Source organism: Allobosea minatitlanensis (genome assembly GCF_964020775.1).
The window spans coordinates 1,824,732-1,842,592 of record NZ_OZ224509.1; the positions used below are offsets into that span (position 1 = coordinate 1,824,732).

A 17,861-nucleotide genomic window follows, 5' to 3' on the forward strand; every position below is an offset into this window, starting at 1 on the left:
GGATCAGCCGTTGGACGGAGGCGCGCCTTCCGCCGCCGCGCCCTGTGCCGGCGCGGCGGGAACCGGCGCACCCGGCGGCTGCGGCTTGCGCATCGCCGCCGCATAGGCCGGATAGCGCTCGCGATAGGCCCTGAGGAAATCCGAGACCGTATCGGCGCTGGCGGCGGCGCGGGCCAGCTCGCGGATGTCGGAGGCCTTGGCCCGGTTCGCGCCGGTGACGAAGGCGAAGGTGCGGGCGTCGAGGCTCTGGGCCATCTTCGCCGCGAACTTGCTGCGCAGCCGGTCGAGCGAAAGGGCCTCGTTCGCCATCACATAGGAGATGCCGGCGCGCATCACATCGGCGCGCTGGCCGTCGCCGAGCGGGCCGTCGCCGCGCCAGCTCTCGCCGAGGATGCGCTCATAGGCCTCGCCGGCCTCGCGCCAGCGCCGGCCCGTCCAGTAGACATCGGCGCGCAGCCGGTCGACCTCCGGCCCGCTCTCGCCTTCCAGCATCTCCAGCGCCTGGTCGGTGCGGGAGAGGTCGGAGAGCGCCTTGCTCTCCAGCAGCAGCCGGGCGCGCCGGACATCGGCCGGCAGTTCGACGAGGCGCGTGGCGTTGAGCACGCGCACCGCATCGGCCGGCTTGCCGTTCATCAGGTCGATCATGGCGAGGCGCGCCGCGACGGTCGAGCGGGCGGCCCCGGTGAGCCGCCGGTCGATCTGGTATTTCAGGATCTCGGCCGCCTGGTCGAGCAGGTCGAGCTCCACCAGCCGGTCGGCGAGCAGGCGGGTGATCTCGTCGCCGCGCCGGCCGATCGGCAGGAACTCCTTGAAATCGTAGAACAGGGCCAGCGCATCGATGCGCGGCAGCTTGTCCGCGCCGCCATCGGCGAAGAGCTCGGCGAAGCGCTGGGCCGTCTCGTCATGCATGCGCCGGGTCAGCGGATCATCCGGGAAGTTCTCGTTGGCGCGGCGGGCGACCAGGAAGGCGTCGCGCCAGCGCTGCTGCCCGGTATAGAGCCGGTTGAGCTCGGCCAGGGCCTCGATCTCGATGCGGCCGCCGCGCCAGATCACGGAGACGGTCTCCAGCCGCGCGATCGCCTCGTCGCTCTTCAGGTCGCCGCGCTGGTCGGCGTCGGCGAGCTTGACCGCCCTGAGCTGCGCCTCCGCCGCGACGGGGCGGCTCCTGGCCTCGAACAGCGGGCGGTAGCCCTCCATCGCGGCGTCGGCCCGGCCGCCGGCATCGTCGAGCATGGCCTGCATCAGGGCGAGCTTTTCCGGGTCGAAGCTGCCATGCGGCATCTCGGTGAGGGCCTGCATCTGGCGTTCGGCCAGCCCCATATCCTGCGTCGCCAGCGCGGCGCGCAGGATCGCCTCGCGGAAGACGCCCTGAAGGTCGGCCGGGTAGTGCTCCAGGAAGGGCTCGCCGCGGCGGAAGCCGGCGATGGCGAGCGCGTTGCGCTCGAGCCGCTGCTCGGCCAGCGCGCGCCAGAGCCCGGCCTCGGCATCGTCCTTGAGCGGCGCGGCCTCGAAGGCGGCGAGCGCCTCGGCCGGGCGATGCATCTGCGCGGCCGCGACGCCCTTGAGGAAGAGCGCCTCGCGATTCGTCCGCATGGCGACGTCGTCGGCCATCAGGGCACCGAGCGGGCCGAGCGCCTCGACGGCGAGGTCGTTCGCGACATAGAAGCGGGCGAGCGCCAGTCGCGCCTCCGACTTGCGGGCGCGGGAGGCGCCGGCGACCTCCTGCATCAGGGCGCGGGACTGGTCGCGCTGCGAGCCGAGGCGCAGCCGGGCCCAGCGCTCGGGGTCGAGCAGGGGAGGCTGCGGCGCACCGGTCTCCGCGCCGGGCTTCGCCTCGTCCGGGCCGGCGACGTCGAGCGAGACGGTGAGCCCCCCGGCGCGGCCGATGCGGACCTCGTCGGTGCCGGCGCGGGCGACGACATCGTCGGCGCGGGGCTGGATGGCGAGGCCCTGGGCGGTCGGGAGCAGGCCGAACTCGACGAAGCGATAGGGCTTGGGCGTCAGCCGCGTCGGGCCGAGCGCGGTGGCGACGGCGACCGGCAGGCCGGCCGGCCCGACCTCGAGCCAGTGCACGCCGGTCAGGCCCGGCAGCGGCACGGCGAGGATGGTCTGGCCGCGCTCGTCGACGCTGCGGCGAGGCTCGATCGCGGCGCTGAAGCCGCCGCCGGTCTCGCCGAGATCGAGCGACCAGCCATTGCCGTCGGCGAAGAAGCGGGCGAGCGGCTGGCCGGCGAGCGCCAGCCTGACGAGCGTCACCTTGCCTTCGCGCGTGACAGTCACCTCCCGGATCTGCTGCGGCAGCAGCCCGGCGAGATCGGCGGGATCGAGGGTGTCGCGGGTGTCGAAGACCAGCGTCATCGTGCCGGCGTCGCGGAAGGCGGCGGCGCCGGTCGGGCGGGGGAAGCGGAAGTCGAGGCGCTTGTCGGCCGCGGCGACGACGACCTTGGCCGGCGCCGGTTCCGCGGCCGCGGGAGCCGCAGCGGCCGGCATGGCGTTGGCGGCGGGCGGGGCGGGCTGGCCGGTGGCGGGTTGAGCGGCGCCGGCGCCTGCCGACGGGGCAGGCTCGGGAGCCGGCGGAGGGGGCGGCTCCGGCGGGGCGGCCAGCTCGGCGAGCGTGAGGGTGGCAGGCTTGGCCGGCCTGAGCAGGTCGACGACCAGCCCGGTTTCGTCGTCGAAGCTGCGCGCCTGCCAGCCCTTCGGCAGCGTCAGCGTCAGGCTCAGCGCGTCCTTGCCGGCGTCGAGCCCGGCGAGGCCGATGCCTTCGGGCAGGGCGGCGCGGAGGGCGGCCTCGTCGGCGTTCATCGCCCGGTCGAAGGCGAGCTTCAGCCTGCCCTCGGCGAGGTCGGTTGCGAGGGCGGTGCCGGCGGGCGCCGTGAAAATCAGCCGCTCCAGCGTCGGCAGGCTGGCGGCGCGCACGGAAAGCCGTGCTGGCGGCGCCGGAGGCTGGCGCATGGCCTCCTTCGCCCGTGCCTCGGCCAGGCGCAGGCGCTCGGTCAATTCGGCGATGACCTCCGGCGGCGGGCCGGGCAGGAGGCCCTTCCAGTCCTGCGGCAGCAGGTCGATGAAGGCCTTGTCGCCGGCCTCGATGAGATTGGCCTTGTAAGGCTGCGTCAGGGCGAAGCGCATGCCGCGCCCGTCGGGGTCGACGCGCGCGATCGAGACATAGTTCGGCAATTCGCGGGCGACCTTCGCGACATCGACCGTGACCGGATCGCTGAAGGCGACGATCAGCACGCCGTTGGCGACGCGCACGCGGGTCTGCGTCGGCTGGTCGAAGGCGAGCGAGAGGCGGCCGAAGCCGGCCGGCATCGCCTCGCCGCGCAGGGTCGCGCCGGCGGCGAGGGCATGGCCGTCCAGGCCGGCCGCGAGCGCGAGAGCGGTCAGCCCGATACCGAAAGCGAGGGAACGCGACAGACGCAAAACCGGAGACTCGACCCAACGCGACAGGCCGGACTCGCATCCCGGAAGAGGCGCCGGCCTGCTCGCAGGCTAGCGCATCAAGCATAATGGCTGCTTAACGGCGCCGCCTCGCCGTCGCGCCGTCAATGCCGCTTGCAGTCGTCGCGGAAGCGCTTGCGCGCCTTGCCGCGGAGACCCTTCCGGTCCGCCTGGGCCGAGCAGTCCTTCGACCTGGCGGCCTTGTCGGCGGCGCCGATCGCGGTCTTCTCGCCGGCGCCGGCTTGGTTCTGGGCCGGTGCGGCGACGGCGGGCTTGGCCGCGGCGGGGGCCGGGACGGCGGGAGACTGCGCGAAGCCGTGGCCCGTCATCCGGGCGAGCGCGGCGAGCGGGAGCAGGGAGCCGGCCAGGTTCATGGCCAGGTTCATGGGAATGTCCGTCGATCGCCCGGATGATCGGGGCCTGGCAGTCGCCGGGCCGGCTGTCGGATAACCGAAATCCGCGCCCGGCCGCTTGAACCGCCGCTGAACGGCTATCGGCGGGAATGGGGCGGGCGTCCGGAGGCGGCGGGATCGGCGCGGGTCAGTGCGTTCCGGGGACGATGGCGGGCAGCTCGTTGCCCGAGAGCGGGGCCTCGCTGGCGATCCGGTCCGGGGTGGGGCCGCGATTGCTGGTCGCCAGCGCCACCGTCAGCTTCTCCGCCCGCTCCGGCGACATCGCGGCCAGGACCTCCGACATCTTGCGCGGGTTCATCTGCTGCACCACCGGGACGAGGACGTCGAGGCCGAGCCGGTCGAAGACGCGGGCGGCGTCCTTGGGCTTCATCGCCTCGTACATGATGACGAGGTTCTTGATCGCCTTGGCCTCGTCGGCCGCGGCGCGGGCGGCGGGGCTGTTCCTCTCTTCCAGCGTCTTGAGGTCGCCGACGCGGCCGTCGAGCTTCTTCTCGGCGGTGCCGAGCAGGCGCTCGCGCATCTCCAGCTCGCGCATGCGGCCGTCGAGCTCCTCGCGGCGCTCGCCGAGCCGCTCCAGGATCGCCCGCTCCGCCGGCGAGACGGGTTGCGCGGTGCCGTTCATGATGCCGGCCTTGTTGGCGGGGTTGGCGGCGCGGGCGGCTTCCGCCTTCGCCTCGGCCTCGGCCTTTTCCTGCTCCTTCTTCGGGTCGGGCGCCGGGACCGAGCCGGTCGTCTCCGGGTCGAAGCGGTCGGGGGCGTGGGCGCGGGCGATCACCTTGGCGAGGTCCCAGACCTCCGGCTCCGGCTTGGCCTTGGCGGCGGCGGGCAAGGCCGGCGCGCTGGCGGGGACCGTGCCCGGATAGGGCTCCGCCGTCCAGGCGAGCAGCTTCAGCGCCAGGAGACCCATGGCGCCGAGGATGACTGCCGGCAGGAGGCGGGGGCGCTCGATCACGCGGCCTGTTCCTCGAGGCGGCGGGCGGCGCGGGCGCGGATCGCGGCGGCCGATTGCGCGGCGCTCTCGAGCAGGCTCAGCGGCGCGGGCTGCGGCGCCGCGGCCGGCCGCGCTTCCGCCGCGGGCCTGGCGACGAGGGTGGCGGCGCTGACGATCTGGCCGATGCGCTCCATCACGGCCTGGCCGGCCTCGACCTGCGCGGCGAGGTCGGCGGCATAGCGCTCGGCGGTGCGCAGGCGCTCCTCCAGCGTGCGGTCGCAGTCGCCGAGCGTGTTCTTCAGCCCGGCGATGGCGCGCTCGGCATTGTCGGTCGCGGTGACCAGCGCGCCGACGGTCTGGCGCATGCCGGCCTCGTCCGCCTTCAGCCGCTCGATGCGCTTGGCCAGGACGTAGCAGGTGACGATGGTCGCGACGAGCAGGGAGGCGACGAGGGCATCGGCGATGAGGGTGATCGTCATGTCGGTCCTGCTCAGTTGGTGGCGCCGAGATGGCTGGCGAGGCTGTCGAAGGCGGCGAGCGTGGTCTTGGAGCGCCTGAGCGGGCTCACGACCTGCACCGCGATCTTGCCGTCGACGCGGCCGATGCGCCCTTCGGTGACGACGAAGTCGCCGCAGCGCAGCGAGACCGGCGAATCGGGGCGGGCGTCGAACATCAGCGTGTCGCCGATCTCGAGCTTCATCACCCGCTTCAGCGGCATGCGGGTCTCGTGCAGCACGCAGGTGACGTCGACATCCGCCTGCCAGACCTCGGTCGCGAGGTGGTTCTCCCAGATCGGATCGCGCCCGAGCTTCTCGCCCATGAAGCTTTCGAGCAGCAATTCGCGGATCGGCTCGATGGTGGCGTAGGGCAGCAGGATGTGCAGCGAGCCGCCGCGCCCTTCCATGTCGAATTTCAGCTCGACGCGGATCGCGGCGTTGGCGGGGCGCGAGATCGAGACGAAGCGCGGATTCGACTCGACCCGGTCGATGCTGAAGCGCACCGGCGAGAGCGGCTTGAAGGCGGCCTCGGCATCGCTCAGCACCAGCTCGATGACGCGGCGCACCATGCGGATCTCGATGGAGGTGAAGGGGCGGCCGTCGATGCGCGGCGCGGGCTGGCCGCGCTTGCCGCCGAACATGATGTCGAGCACCGAATAGGTGAGGGCGGTCTCGATGGTGACGAGGCCGAAATTGTCCCATTCCTCGGCCTTGAAGACCGAGAGCAGCGCCGGCTGCGAGATCGAGTTGATATAGTCGCCGAAGCGCACCGAGCGGATGCTCTCCAGCGTGACCTCGACATTGTCGGTGAAGAAGTTGCGCAGGCTGGTCGAAAGCAGGCGCACCAGGCGCTCGAAGATGATCTCGAGCATCGGCAGGCGCTCATAGGCGACCGAGCCGGAATCGACGATCGCCTGGATGCCGTTGCGGGAGGCCGAATCCTCGCCGCTGGAGAAACCGAGCATGGTGTCGATCTCGTCCTGCGACATCAGGCGGTCGGTGCCGCCCTCCTGCTCGCCGTCCTCCTCGGTGACGGCGGGCATGCTCACCCATTCCGCCGCCATGCTCTCGGGCGTCGGCGCTTCGTCGCGGGGCTTGTCGAGGGGGTCGCGTTCGAGGCTCATCGGGTCGTCGTCACTTCTTCTCGCGCGTCGGGGCGGCGGGCCTCATTGCACCAGCAGTTCCTTGAACAGCACGGCGTCCACCTTGGCCGGGTAGACCGTCATGTTGACGCGGCGCAGCAACTCCTCCTTGAGCCGGTACATGCCGGCCGAGCCTTCGAGGTCGGAGGGGCGCAATTCGCGCATGAAGACCTGGAAGGCGTCCTCGACCCGCGGCAGCAGCGGCTTGACCTCCTCGGAGACCTTCGGGTCGCCGATCTCCAGCACCACCTTGATCTTCATGATCGGCTGGCGGTCCTGCTGGCCGCCGTTCGACATGCCGATCATCATGTCCTTCATCTCGAGGAAGGTGGCGGGCCTCTTCGCCCTGGCGGCGGCTTCCGCCGCGGCGACCTGCTCGGGCGAGGGGCGCTTGAACAGGAACCAGTAGCCGCCGCCGGCGGCCGCGAGCAGGGCGAGGGCGGCGATGACGACGAGCTTCTTCCTGCCGCGCCTGGGGGCGTCCTGGCCGGAGGCGTCCTCGTCTTCGGTCTTGGCCTTCTTCGCCATCTCTTCGGGTCCCGGGCGGTCTGGGGCGGCATCCTGCCGGCCTCTCCGACACCTTCGCCAGTTACGGTTAACGCGTCGTTAAGGGCGGCAGATTTTGCCGGGCCATTCTTGCCGCGGCGAACGCTTGTGCCGAGCCGGCGGGATTTCGCGGATCTAGAAATATCTTTGTAAATCATGATCTTATCGAAATTAACCATGCTGGCACGGCGCTTGCGGAGTGTCCGGCGTGGCGACTGCGCTGGGGAGCGTCGAGGTCGCCGCGGGACATGATCGGGAGTCACGCCGTGGAGAACGCCCTTCTCATCGGCCTTTCGCGGCAGGTCGCCCTGTCGCGGGAGCTGGACGTCATCGCCAACAACATGGCGAATGTCGGTACGAACGGATTCAAGGCGCGCAGCGCGCGCTTCAACGAATTCGTCATGCCGAAAGCCAAGGCCGAGGCCTTCAAGCCTGCGGACCAGCAGCTCTCCTATGTCATCGACAGGGGAACGCCGCTCGACCTCTCGCAGGGCGCGACCGAATTCACCGGCAACCCGCTCGACGTCGCGCTGAAGGGCGACAACTTCCTGGTCGTGCAGACGCCGGCCGGCGAGCGCTACACCCGCGCCGGCTCCCTGACCATCGACCGCCAGGGCCGGCTCGTGACGCAGTCCGGCCAGCCGGTGATGGGCGAGGCCGGGCCGATCACCTTCGGCAACACCGAATTCGACATGCGCATCGCCGCCGACGGCACGGTGGAGAGCGACCAGGGCACGCGCGGCCGGCTCCGGCAGGTCCGCTTCGCCGATCCCCGCTCCCTGGTGAGCGAGGGGGGCAACCTGTTCTCCTCGCCGGTTGCGCCGCAGACGGCCCCGGCCGGCACGCGGCTGGAGCCCGGCGCCGTCGAGCGCTCCAACGTCAAGGCCGTCTCCGAGCTGACGCGGCTGATGGAGGTGCAGCGCGCCTATCAGAGCGTCGCCAACATGATCAGCCGCTCCGACGACCTGCGCAGCAAGGCGATCTCGCGCCTCGCCGACCAGCAGGCCTGAGCCGGAAAGGAACCGTTCCATGCGCGCCATGCAGACAGCCGCCACCGGCATGATGGCCCAGGAGATGAACGTCCAGGTCATCTCCAACAACATCGCCAACGTCCGGACCACCGGCTACAAGCGCCAGCAGATCCATTTCCAGGACCTGCTCTACGAGAATTTCCGCCGCGCCGGCTCGGCCAGCTCCGACCAGAACACCCAGGTCCCCGCGGGCACCTTCATCGGCTCGGGGGTCAAGACGGTCTCGACCGGCCGCGTCATGACGCAGGGCAATATCAGCCCGACCGAGAAGCCCTACGACATCGCCATCCGCGGCGAGGGCTTCTTCAAGATCCGCATGCCGGACGGGCGCACCACCTATTCGCGCGACGGTTCCTTCGACCTCGACGCGCAGGGCCAGCTCGTCACCCGCGACGGCTATCTGGTCGAGCCCGGCATCACCGTGCCCAACAACGCCACGGCCGTGAACGTCAACGCCCAGGGCATCGTCGAGGCGACGATCCCGGGCCAGACCGCGCCGCAGCAGCTCGGCCAGATCCAGCTCACCCGCTTCGTCAACAAGGTCGGCCTCGAATCGATCGGCGACAATCTGTTCGTCGAGACGGCCGCCTCCGGCCAGCCGATCGACGGCTTCGGCGGCGGCGAGGGTTTTGGCACGCTGCAGCAGAACTATCTCGAGGAGGGCAACGTCCAGGCGGTGACGGAGCTTTCCTCCCTGATCGCGGCGCAGCGCGCCTACGAGATGAACTCCAAGGTCATCACCGCCGCCGACCAGATGATGTCGGCGACGACGCAGATGTTCCGCGGCTGATCGGGAGGGCGCGCATCATGATCCGTCTCTCGCTCGCGACCTTCCTGATCCTGGCCGGCGGCTTCGGGGCCGCGACCGCGCAGGCGCAGCCGGGCCGGGCGCCCGCCGAGGGCGCGCCGGTGGCGGTTGCCTCGGCGGGCCCGGCGCAGGCCGCCGCCCTGCCGGCCTCCGGGCTGAGGCTGCGCTCCGAGATCCATCTCGCCCGCGACCTCGTCACCTTCGGCGACCTGATCCAGGGGCTTCCCGGCGATCTCGCCGGCCTGGCCGCCTTCCGGGCGCCCGCGCTCGGCGAGACCGGCACGATCCAGGTCGGCCGCGTCGTCGAGGCGGCGCGCGGCGCCGGCGTCATCCGCGACGCGGCGGCTCTGCAGAACCAGGGCTTCGCCCAGGTGGTGGTGACGCGCACGGCGCGGCGGATCGGCGCCGCCGAGATCGAGGCGGCGGTGAAGGCCGGCCTGCAGGAGCGCTTCGGCGTCGATGCCCGCCTGTTCGCGCTCGCCATCGACGGCGGCGCGCCGGCCGTCGCGGTCGAGCCGGATCTGACCGGCGAGCTCGCGATCGCCGACCTCGCCTTCGACGCCCGCAGCCGGCGCCTCCAGGCGCGCCTCGCCGTGGCCGGCAGCGCGGCGCTGCGGCTGAAGCCGCTGCGCATCTCCGGACAGCTCGTCGAGACCGTCGAGGTGGTGGTGCCGCGGCGCGCCATCGCGCGCGGCGAAACGCTGGCTCAGGGCGACGTCGCCGTCGAGCGGCGCCCGCGCGACGGGCAGGGCACCGACATCATCGGCGACGCCCGCGCCGCGATCGACAAGGTGGCGCGCCGGGCGCTGCTCGCCGGCGTGCCGCTGCGCAACGGCGACGTCCAGCGCGAGGAGATCGTCGCCAAGGGCGAGCTCGTCACCATCGTCTACGAGGCGCCGGGGCTGCTCATCACCCTGCGCGGCCGGGCCGGCGAGGCCGGCGCGATGGGCGATGTCGTCTCCGTCACCAATCCCCAGTCGAAGCGCACGCTGCAGGGCACCATCACCGGTCCCGGCCGCGTCTCGGTCCGACCGGCCATCGGCCGCGTCGCCAGTGCCAACTGAAGCGCCTGCGTCGAAAGAGTTCAGTCGTGGAAAGCAACATGATCCCGAACCGCATCGCCAAGCTCTCCGGCCTCCTGCTGCTCGCCGCCTCGCTCGGCGCCTGCGGCATCGGCGACCGCCTCGCCAATGTCGGCCAGGCGCCGACGCTCTCGCCGGTCGAGGACCCGACCGCGGCGAAGGGCTACAAGCCCGTGCAGATGCCGATGCCGGCGATGGAGCACGCCTCCTATGCGCCGAACTCGCTCTGGCGCACCGGCTCGCGCGCCTTCTTCAAGGACCAGCGCGCCCGCAATGTCGGCGACCTCGTCACCGTCAAGGTCAAGGTCACCGACAAGGCCCAGCTCAACAACAACACCAAGCGCAGCCGCAAGAACGGCGAGGATTTCGGCGCCGAGAACGTCTTCGGCTTCGAGAACAAGCTCGACAAGTTCCTGCCAGACGGCGCCAAGGCCTCCTCGCTGCTGAAGCTCGATTCGGACGGCTCCAGCGAAGGGGCGGGCTCGATCAACCGCTCCGAGACGCTGGCGACCAACGTCGCCGCGGTGGTCACCCAGAACCTGCCGAACGGCAATCTGGTGATCGAAGGCAAGCAGGAGATCCGCGTCAATTTCGAGGTGCGCGAGCTGATCGTCGCCGGCGTGATCCGGCCCGAGGACATCGAATCCGACAACACCATCGATTCGACCAAGATCGCCCAGGCCCGCATCGCCTATGGCGGCCGCGGCCAGATCACCGACGTCCAGCAGCCGCGCTACGGCCAGCAGGTGATGGATATCCTGCTGCCTTTCTGAGCCCGCGCCCTTTCCGCAACCCGGCCGGCGCGGAACGCTCCCCCTTGTCTCCGCTCCGGCCCGGCCGGCGGTTCCTCCCGAGCCGCCGACAGCCCCGGCCGCCCGCCACGCTCCCCAAGCTTCAAAGGCTGGCGGCCAGAAGCCCCGCGTTCTCCCGACGCGGGGCTTTTTCGCAGGGTGGCAGGCTGCCCCTCAATCGTCCCTGAACACGCGCTCGTTGCGCTCGTGCCGCTCCTGCGCCTCCAGCGAGAGGGTGGCGATCGGGCGCGCTTCCAGCCGCTTCAGCGAGATCGGCTCGCCGGTCTCCTCGCAATAGCCGTAGGAGCCGTCGTCGATGCGGGCGATCGCCGCGTCGATCTTGGCGATCAGCTTGCGCTGGCGGTCGCGGGCGCGCAGCTCGATCGCCCGGTCGGTCTCGGAGGACGCCCTGTCGGCGATATCGGGGTGGTTCTCGCTCTCGCTCTGCAGGGCGACGAGAGTCTCCTTCGCCTCCTTCAGGATCTCGTCCTTCCAGGCGAGGAGCTTGCCGCGGAAATATTCGCGCTGACGATCGTTCATGAACGGCTCGTCATCGCTCGGCTTGTAGTCCGCATCGAGGATGATCTGCTTGGACATGGGCACGCTCTCTGGGTTGTCCGCCCACGCGCCCATCGGCTGTGCCGCGGGAGGGTGAGCCGATTTGGCGCCCTTATAGCGATCCGTTTCAAGCGGAACAATCGCTTCCCGCGCGGCATCAACGACTTCGTCGCCGCGCCGTGCGGGACGGCCGGAAAGCCCGGCCCATCGCGGGATTTCGGCTATTTCCGGAGCCGATTCAGCGCATCGGCGATGTCGGCCTCGAGCAGGCGGGCGATCGGCTGGCGGTAATGGCTGTGGTCGAAGAACAGATTCGGCTCGTGCAGGGCGGGCCGGTCGGTCCGCCAGTCGACGAGCGCGGTATGCGGGCGGCGGGCGGCGATGTCGGCATAGGCCTTGCGGCAGGCCGCGTCGGCGGCGGCGTCCGGCGTGCCGGGCTTTGAAAGCGCGGATATGTAGACCGGCGGGCGCACCAGGATCAGGGCGGTCTCCGGCGCCGATGCCATCAGCGCCTCGAGCCGGGTCGCGGCGGGGAAGGGGCCGGCGGCATTGCCGCCCCCGGCCTCGAGCGGCCGCTCCAGTCGGGCCCTGATCTCGGGGCGCTGGTGATAGCCCTGGACCTCGTAGCCGGCCTCGTAGTCCCAATAGCCGTCGGGCCGGGCGCGCTCGGCCTTGCCGGAGGTGAGATAGGCGATGCGGCGCGGCAGCTCCTCGATCAGATCGTAGCGCATCAGCCCGCCGAGATAGTCGAGCAGGCTGGCGGAGAGCAGCCAGAACGGGAAGGGCTTCTCGTTGGGCAGGGCCGGGTCGGCGGTGCACCAGTAGTTGTCGACGCCGACCACGATCGCCGCCGGCGGCGGGCGGCGGTGATGGCGCAGGAACCAGCCGATGGTGGCGAGCGATTCCTTCGGCATCGTCGCCGGCGCGATCAACGAAACGAAGGGGATGCCGGTCTTTTCGCGCAGCCGCTCCGGCGAGACGAGCTGGATATGCGAGTTGCCGACGATCGCGCCGGAGAAGTGCGGATCGCGGCCGCGGCTGGCCAAGGCGGTGCGCGGCCCCTGCGGGCGCACGCCCTCCTTCAGCCCGAGCGGCGAGCGGCCGGTGTCGTAGGGGTCGATCAGGAAGGCGGCGGCGAGGAAGGCGGCCGTAAACAGCGCCGCCGCGCCGAGCAGCGTCGCGGTGAAGCCGGTCCAGCCGGCCCGCGCCGCCGCGCCGGCGGCCTCAGAACTGGAAGTAGATGAACTCATAATTGGCGTCTTCGCCGATCTTGAGCAGGATGATGACGAACAGCAGCCCGGTCAGGACGGCGATCCAGCGGGCCGGCGGCAGCTTGTGCACGAGGTTCCAGGCGGTCGGGCCGATGATGGCGAAGGCGGCGGCCGGCAGCAGCGCGCGCCATTTGAAGCCGGTCCCGATCGGAGCCAGGCCGAACAGGCCCTTGTAGATCGTCACGGCCGCCTCGAAGCTCGTGGCGCGGAACAGCACCCAGCACAGCACCACGAAAAGGAAGGTGAGGAGCCAGCCGAGCGGCGCCGGCATCGGCCAGCCGGCGCGGCGCCAGAACAGGGCAACGATCAGCGCCAGCCCGTGCGCCACGCCCCAGGCGACGAAGGTGAGGCCGGCGCCATGCCAGAGGCCGCCCAGCGCCATGGTGGCGAAGAGCGCCCAGACCTGGCGCGGCAGGCCGTGCCGCGAGCCGCCGAGCGCGATGTAGAGATAGTCGCGCAGAAAGCGCGACAGCGTCATGTGCCAGCGCCGCCAGAAGTCCTGGATCGAGCGCGAGCGGTAGGGCACCTCGAAGTTCTGCGGCAGCACGATGCCGAAAAGCAGGGCCAGGCCCAGCGCCATGTCGGTGTAGCCGGAGAAGTCGAAATAGATCTGGAAGGTGAAGGCGAGCGTCGCCTGCCAGGCTTCCATCATGCTGACGACCTTGCCGGCGGCTGCCGTGGCGAAGACCGGATTGGCGTATTCGGCCAGCGGGTCGCCGATCAGCACCTTCTTGGCGAGGCCGAAGGTCAATAGCATCAGGCCGCGCGCGATCCGCTCGGCCGCATCGGGGCGCTGATAGGGCCGCTCGTCGAGCTGGTGCATGATCTCGCGCCAGCGCACCAGCGGGCCGGCCAGCACCTGCGGGAAGAAGGCGATGTAGAGCGCGTAGCGGACGAGATCGTAGCGCGGGGCCTGGCCGCGCCTGAGATCGGTCAGATACATGATGTGGTGGAAGGTGAAGAAGGAGATGCCGAGCGGCAGGGCGACATCGAGCTTCGGCGCAGGCAGTCCCGGAATCATTCCAGCGAGATCGGCGAAGAAGTTGAAGTACTTGAACACCGCCAGCACGGCGAGGTTGAGCACGATCGCCAGGGTGATCAGGCCACCGGCCTTCGTCTTCTGGAAGGCTTCCGCGATCAGCCAGTTGATGCCGATCGAGAGGACCAGCAGCGGCAGGAAGCGCCAGTCCCACCAGCCGTAGAAGACGAGCGAGAGCAGCACCAGCACGGGCAGGCGCAAGGCGGGGGCGAATCGCTCCGCCAGCCAATGCAGCGCGAGCGCCAGCGGCAGGAAGGCGAGCAGGAAGGCGAAGGAGTTGAAGAGCATCGGCGGGCGGAGCGAAAGGACGGGTGCCGCCTTAGACCATTCCGGGTCGCGAGTCATGTCGCGGCTGGTTCGGCATCAGGGAGAGGGCGGCGTTTGGGCTTGCCGGAGAAGCCGCGCTCGTCATGCTCGCCCTCGTGGCGAGCATCCACGTCTCGGGCGCCGCTCTCGATCAAGGAAGACGTGGATGGTCGCGACAGGCCCGACCATGACGGGAGCAATTCTTTTCACGATCGAGCTTTCAATCAATCGATTGATTGAGTCACTGGAACATGCTACCCGGGGAGCATGACAGCCATTTCGGATACCGACGCGGGGACACGCGAGGCGCTGATCCGGGCCGGGCTCGACCTGTTCGGGCGACAGGGCTTCGAGGCGAGCTCGATCCGCGCGATCGCGCAGGCGGCCGGCGTCAACAGCGCCGGCATCGCCTATCATTTCGGCGGCAAGGACGGGCTGCGGCAGGCTTGCGCCGAGGCGATTGTCGCGACGCTGAAGCAGCGGGTCTTCGGCGCCGCCGCCGCCATGCCGCCGCTGGACGGGCTCGCGCCGGAGGCGGCGGTGGACTTGCTGCTCGCCATCGTCGGCCGCGTCGTCGCCTTCGTGGCGCAGGCGCCGGAGAGCGAGACGATCGCCCGTTTCGTCATGCGCGAGATGACGGAGCCGACCCCGGCCTTCGAGACGCTCTATGAGGGGCTGGTCGGCCCGGTCCATGGCGCGCTCTGCCGGCTCTGGGCCGTCGCGACCGGAACGGAGCCCGAGGCCCAGGAGACCAGGCTCGCGGTCTTCGCGACGATCGGGCAGGTGCTCTATTTCCGCCTCGCCCGACCGGCCGTGATGCGGCGCATGGGCTGGAGCGCCATGGATGCGGCTGAGAGCGAGGCGATTGCCGCAGTCATCCGCGGCAATCTCAGGGCGAGCATCGCCGCCATGCGGGAGGGACGGTCATGATTCTCGGGTTCCTCTGCTCCTTCGGACTGATCGCGGCGAGCTTTTCGGCCTGCGGCGGCGATACGGTCCGGATCGCCGGCTATGTCGAGGGCGAATATGTCCGGCTCGGCCCGATCGACACGGCCCGGATCGAGCGCATCGATGTCCGCCGGGGCGACCGCGTCGAGGCGGGGCAGGTCGTGGCCGGGCTCGAGCGGACCGATGCCGAGAACGCCGTGACCGAGGCGCAGGCGCGGCTGGTGCAGGCGCAGGCGCAGCTCGACAACCTGAAGAGCGGCAAGCGGCCGGAGGAGATCGCGGTGATTGAGGCGAGCCTCGCCTCCGCCAGGGCGCAGGAGCGCGAGGCCGACCGGGCGCTCGACCGCCGGCAGGACCTGTTCCGGCGCGGCGTCTCGACCCAGGCCGATCTCGACCAGGCCCTGACGGCGCGCGACGTCGCCGCGGAGCGGGTGCGCGAGATCGCCGCCAATCTCGGCGTGGCGCGGCTGCCGGCCCGGCCCGACGAGATCAAGGCGAGCGAGAACCAGGTCGAGCAGGCGAAATCCGCCCTGGCGCAGGCGCAGTGGCGCTTGTCGCAGCGCCGGCTCGTCGCGCCCTCGGCCGGGCGGATCAGCGACGTGCTGCGCCGGGTCGGCGAGCTCGCCGGGCCGAGCGCGCCGGTCGTGCTGATGCTGCCGGACGGCGCCGCCAAGCTGATGCTCTACGTGCCGGAGACGCTGGTTTCGGGCGTGACGACGGGCATGCGGCTCGATGTCCGCTGCGACGGCTGCGCGGCCGGGCTGACCGCGACCGTGACCTATGTCTCGCCCGAGCCCGAATTCACGCCGCCGGTGATCTATTCGGCGCAGACGCGCCAGAAGCTGGTCTATCTGGTCGAGGCGCGGCCGGATGGCGGGCCGCAATCGGCCTTGCAGCCCGGCCAGATCGTCGACGTCACGCTCAGGGTGCAGCGGTGAGCGCAAGCCTCGCCATCGACGTGCGCGGCCTGACCAAGCGCTTCGGCAAGCGCGTCGTGGTCGACGATGTCGATCTTGCCGTGGCGGAGGGCGAGATCGTCGGCTTCCTCGGCCCCAACGGCTCGGGCAAGACCACCACCATCCGGCTGATCTGCGGCTTGCTCCGGCCCGATGCCGGAGAGGGTAGCGTGCTCGGGCTGAACGTTCGGACGCAGAGCGCCGCGATCAAGCGCCAGGTCGGCTACATGACGCAGCGCTTCTCCTTCTACGAGGACCTGACCATCGCCGAGAACCTGAGCTTCGTGGCGCGGCTCTACGGCCTGAAGCCGGTCGAGGAGGCGGTGGCGAAGACGCTGGACGGGCTCGGGCTGAGCTCGCGCAAGGACCAGCTCGCCGGCACGCTCTCCGGCGGCTGGAAGCAGCGTCTGGCGCTCGCCGCCTGCATCATGCACCAGCCGAAGCTGCTGCTGCTCGACGAGCCGACGGCGGGCGTCGATCCCAAGGCGCGGCGCGAGTTCTGGGACGAGATCCACCGCCTCGCGGGCGAGGGGCTGACCGTGCTGGTCTCGACCCATTACATGGACGAGGCCGAGCGCTGCCACCGCATCGGCTACATCGCCTATGGCCGCATGCTGGCGACCGGGACGGTCGAGGAGGTGGTGCGCGGCTCCGGCCTCGTCACCTATATCGTCCATGGCGCATTGAAGCCCGAGCAGATGCGGGCGCTGTCGGCGGCCGAGGGCGTCGAGCAGGTCGCGCCCTTCGGCGCCTCCTTGCATGTCGTCGGCACCGACCGGGAGAAGCTCGCGGCGGCGCTGGAGCCGCTCCGGCGCGAGCCCGGCATCCGGGTCGAGCCCGGCGAGACCAGCCTCGAGGACGTGTTCATCAAGTTCATGACCGGCGCGCAGGAGCGGGCGGCATGACCGGGCTCGTCTCGCCGCGCCGGCTCGGCGCGATGCTGGCCAAGGAATTCGTGCAGATGCGGCGCGACCGCATCACCTTCGCGATGATGCTGGTGGTGCCGGTCGTCCAGCTCCTGCTTTTCGGCTATGCGATCAACAACGATCCGCGCGGCCTGCCCGCCGCGATCCTGGCGTTGAGCCAGGACCGTTACACCCGCGCCGTGGTCTCGGCGCTGGAGGTGTCGAACTATTACCGCTTCGGCGAGCGGCCGCAGAGCGCGGCCGAGGCCGAGAGCCTGATGGCGAGGGGCGAGATCTCCTTCCTCGTCACCATCCCCAGCGATTTCGGCGCCCGCGTCGAGCGGGCGGACCAGCCGCGCATCCTGGTCGAAGCCGATGCGACCGATCCGGCGGCGGCGAGCGGGGCGGTCGCGGCGCTCGGCACCATCGCGGGCCGGGCCTTGCAGCGGGCGCAGGGGCGCGAACCCGTGACCGATCCGGCCGGCGGCGCGGGCGACGGCCTCTCCTTCGTCGTCCACCGCCGCTACAACCCGGAGAACATCACGCAGTACAATATCGTGCCGGGGCTGCTCGGCGTCATCCTGCAGATGACCATGGTGATGATGACGGCGATGGCGCTGACCCGCGAGATCGAGCGCGGCACCATGGAGAACCTGCTCGCCATGCCGATCACGGCGGGCGAGATCATGCTCGGCAAGGTGCTGCCCTATCTCGCCGTCGGCGCCGTGCAGGTGACGATCGTGCTGGGGGCGGCGAGGCTGCTCTTCGCCGTGCCCTTCCTCGGCGGGCTTTGGCTGCTGCTCGCCTGCGTTCTGGTCTTCGTGCTGGCGCTGGTGCTGCTCGGCTACACGATCTCGACCATGGCGCGCACGCAGCTCCAGGCGATGCAGCTCACCTTCTTCTTCTTCCTGCCCTCGCTGATGCTGTCGGGCTTCATGTTCCCCTTCGCCGGCATGCCGGGCTGGGCGCAGGTGCTGGGCGAAGCGTTCCCGCTGACGCATTTCCTGCGCGTCATCCGGGCGATCATGCTGAAGGGCGCCGGGCTCGGCGATATCGGCGACGAGGTGTTCTATCTCAGCCTGTTCGTGCCGGCCTATGCGGGTCTGGCGCTGCTGCGGTTCCGGAGCACGCTGGATTGAACGATCAGGCCGTCATTCTCGGGCGGAGCGCAGCGCAGACCCGAGAATCTCGTGCAGGCG

At 70.6% G+C, this 17,861-nt stretch carries 17 protein-coding genes; 8 read left to right on the forward strand and 9 right to left on the reverse strand.

The features are described from left to right. Positions 1-3: 3 nt before the first annotated feature. From ACWH43_RS08950 to ACWH43_RS08975, 6 genes are all read right to left on the reverse strand, one after another. Positions 4-3,420 carry a hypothetical protein gene (locus ACWH43_RS08950; RefSeq protein ID WP_158477015.1) on the reverse strand — a complete coding sequence of 1,139 codons (3,417 nt, stop codon included), beginning with the start codon at positions 3,418-3,420 and terminating at the stop codon, positions 4-6. Between the two features lie 122 nt (positions 3,421-3,542). Beyond that, entirely contained in the window at positions 3,543-3,824 is a 282-nt protein-coding gene (locus ACWH43_RS08955) for a phosphate starvation-inducible protein PsiF (RefSeq protein ID WP_260347771.1), read from the reverse strand. A gap of 154 nt (positions 3,825-3,978) precedes the next feature. After that, positions 3,979-4,803 (reverse strand): MotE family protein, encoded by an 825-nt coding sequence (locus ACWH43_RS08960; RefSeq protein WP_158471835.1) that lies wholly within the window; start codon positions 4,801-4,803, stop codon positions 3,979-3,981. Next, positions 4,800-5,261 carry a DUF6468 domain-containing protein gene (locus tag ACWH43_RS08965; RefSeq protein WP_158446617.1) on the reverse strand — a complete coding sequence of 154 codons (462 nt, stop codon included), beginning with the start codon at positions 5,259-5,261 and terminating at the stop codon, positions 4,800-4,802. The genes ACWH43_RS08960 and ACWH43_RS08965 overlap by 4 nt, the downstream gene beginning before the upstream one ends. A gap of 11 nt (positions 5,262-5,272) precedes the next feature. Continuing rightward, positions 5,273-6,403 carry a flagellar motor switch protein FliM gene (fliM, locus tag ACWH43_RS08970; protein ID WP_158446616.1) on the reverse strand — a complete coding sequence of 377 codons (1,131 nt, stop codon included), beginning with the start codon at positions 6,401-6,403 and terminating at the stop codon, positions 5,273-5,275. A 42-nt stretch (positions 6,404-6,445) separates the two neighbouring features. Then, the gene (locus ACWH43_RS08975; protein ID WP_158446615.1) at positions 6,446-6,949 is read right to left on the reverse strand and encodes a flagellar basal body-associated FliL family protein; all 504 of its coding nucleotides are present in this window, start codon (positions 6,947-6,949) and stop codon (positions 6,446-6,448) included. A gap of 284 nt (positions 6,950-7,233) precedes the next feature. Between ACWH43_RS08975 and flgF the strand changes: the two genes are divergently transcribed. The 4 genes from flgF to flgH are packed head-to-tail and all read left to right on the forward strand — an operon-like array spanning position 7,234 to position 10,661. After that, the gene (gene flgF / locus ACWH43_RS08980) at positions 7,234-7,977 is read left to right on the forward strand and encodes a flagellar basal-body rod protein FlgF (protein WP_158446614.1); all 744 of its coding nucleotides are present in this window, start codon (positions 7,234-7,236) and stop codon (positions 7,975-7,977) included. 19 nt (positions 7,978-7,996) lie between these two features. Next, positions 7,997-8,788: a flagellar basal-body rod protein FlgG gene (gene flgG / locus ACWH43_RS08985; RefSeq protein WP_158446613.1), complete on the forward strand. Its 792-nt coding sequence runs from the start codon at positions 7,997-7,999 to the stop codon at positions 8,786-8,788. Between the two features lie 17 nt (positions 8,789-8,805). Beyond that, positions 8,806-9,870 (forward strand): flagellar basal body P-ring formation chaperone FlgA, encoded by a 1,065-nt coding sequence (gene flgA / locus ACWH43_RS08990; RefSeq protein ID WP_260347772.1) that lies wholly within the window; start codon positions 8,806-8,808, stop codon positions 9,868-9,870. A gap of 38 nt (positions 9,871-9,908) precedes the next feature. Further along, positions 9,909-10,661, forward strand: a complete 753-nt coding sequence (gene flgH, locus ACWH43_RS08995) for a flagellar basal body L-ring protein FlgH (protein ID WP_158445887.1) — start codon at positions 9,909-9,911, stop codon at positions 10,659-10,661. Positions 10,662-10,853: 192 nt separating this feature from the next. Here the strand turns inward: flgH and dksA are convergent, their stop codons facing one another. The 3 genes from dksA to ACWH43_RS09010 all read right to left on the reverse strand — a co-directional run bounded on the left by dksA (position 10,854) and on the right by ACWH43_RS09010 (position 13,835). After that, positions 10,854-11,276, reverse strand: coding sequence for an RNA polymerase-binding protein DksA (dksA, locus tag ACWH43_RS09000; protein WP_158445850.1), 423 nt, complete (start codon positions 11,274-11,276; stop codon positions 10,854-10,856). A gap of 182 nt (positions 11,277-11,458) precedes the next feature. Beyond that, entirely contained in the window at positions 11,459-12,487 is a 1,029-nt protein-coding gene (locus ACWH43_RS09005) for a hypothetical protein (protein WP_377785400.1), read from the reverse strand. Then, on the reverse strand, positions 12,462-13,835 hold the full coding sequence (locus ACWH43_RS09010; protein ID WP_158445888.1) for an MBOAT family O-acyltransferase: 1,374 nt from the start codon (positions 13,833-13,835) through the stop codon (positions 12,462-12,464). Before ACWH43_RS09010 ends, ACWH43_RS09005 begins: the two co-directional genes overlap by 26 nt. 285 nt (positions 13,836-14,120) lie before the next feature. On the opposite strand from ACWH43_RS09010, the gene ACWH43_RS09015 reads away from it, so the two are divergent. From ACWH43_RS09015 to ACWH43_RS09030, 4 genes are read left to right on the forward strand one after another with little or no spacing between them, the layout of a single operon-like run. Next, positions 14,121-14,783, forward strand: a complete 663-nt coding sequence (locus tag ACWH43_RS09015; protein ID WP_158445851.1) for a CerR family C-terminal domain-containing protein — start codon at positions 14,121-14,123, stop codon at positions 14,781-14,783. After that, entirely contained in the window at positions 14,780-15,739 is a 960-nt protein-coding gene (locus ACWH43_RS09020; RefSeq protein WP_158445852.1) for an HlyD family secretion protein, read from the forward strand. Before ACWH43_RS09015 ends, ACWH43_RS09020 begins: the two co-directional genes overlap by 4 nt. Further along, positions 15,736-16,662, forward strand: coding sequence for an ABC transporter ATP-binding protein (locus ACWH43_RS09025; RefSeq protein ID WP_158445853.1), 927 nt, complete (start codon positions 15,736-15,738; stop codon positions 16,660-16,662). The genes ACWH43_RS09020 and ACWH43_RS09025 overlap by 4 nt, the downstream gene beginning before the upstream one ends. Continuing rightward, the gene (locus ACWH43_RS09030) at positions 16,659-17,801 is read left to right on the forward strand and encodes an ABC transporter permease (protein WP_158445854.1); all 1,143 of its coding nucleotides are present in this window, start codon (positions 16,659-16,661) and stop codon (positions 17,799-17,801) included. The genes ACWH43_RS09025 and ACWH43_RS09030 overlap by 4 nt, the downstream gene beginning before the upstream one ends. The last annotated feature ends 60 nt before the right edge of the window (positions 17,802-17,861 follow it).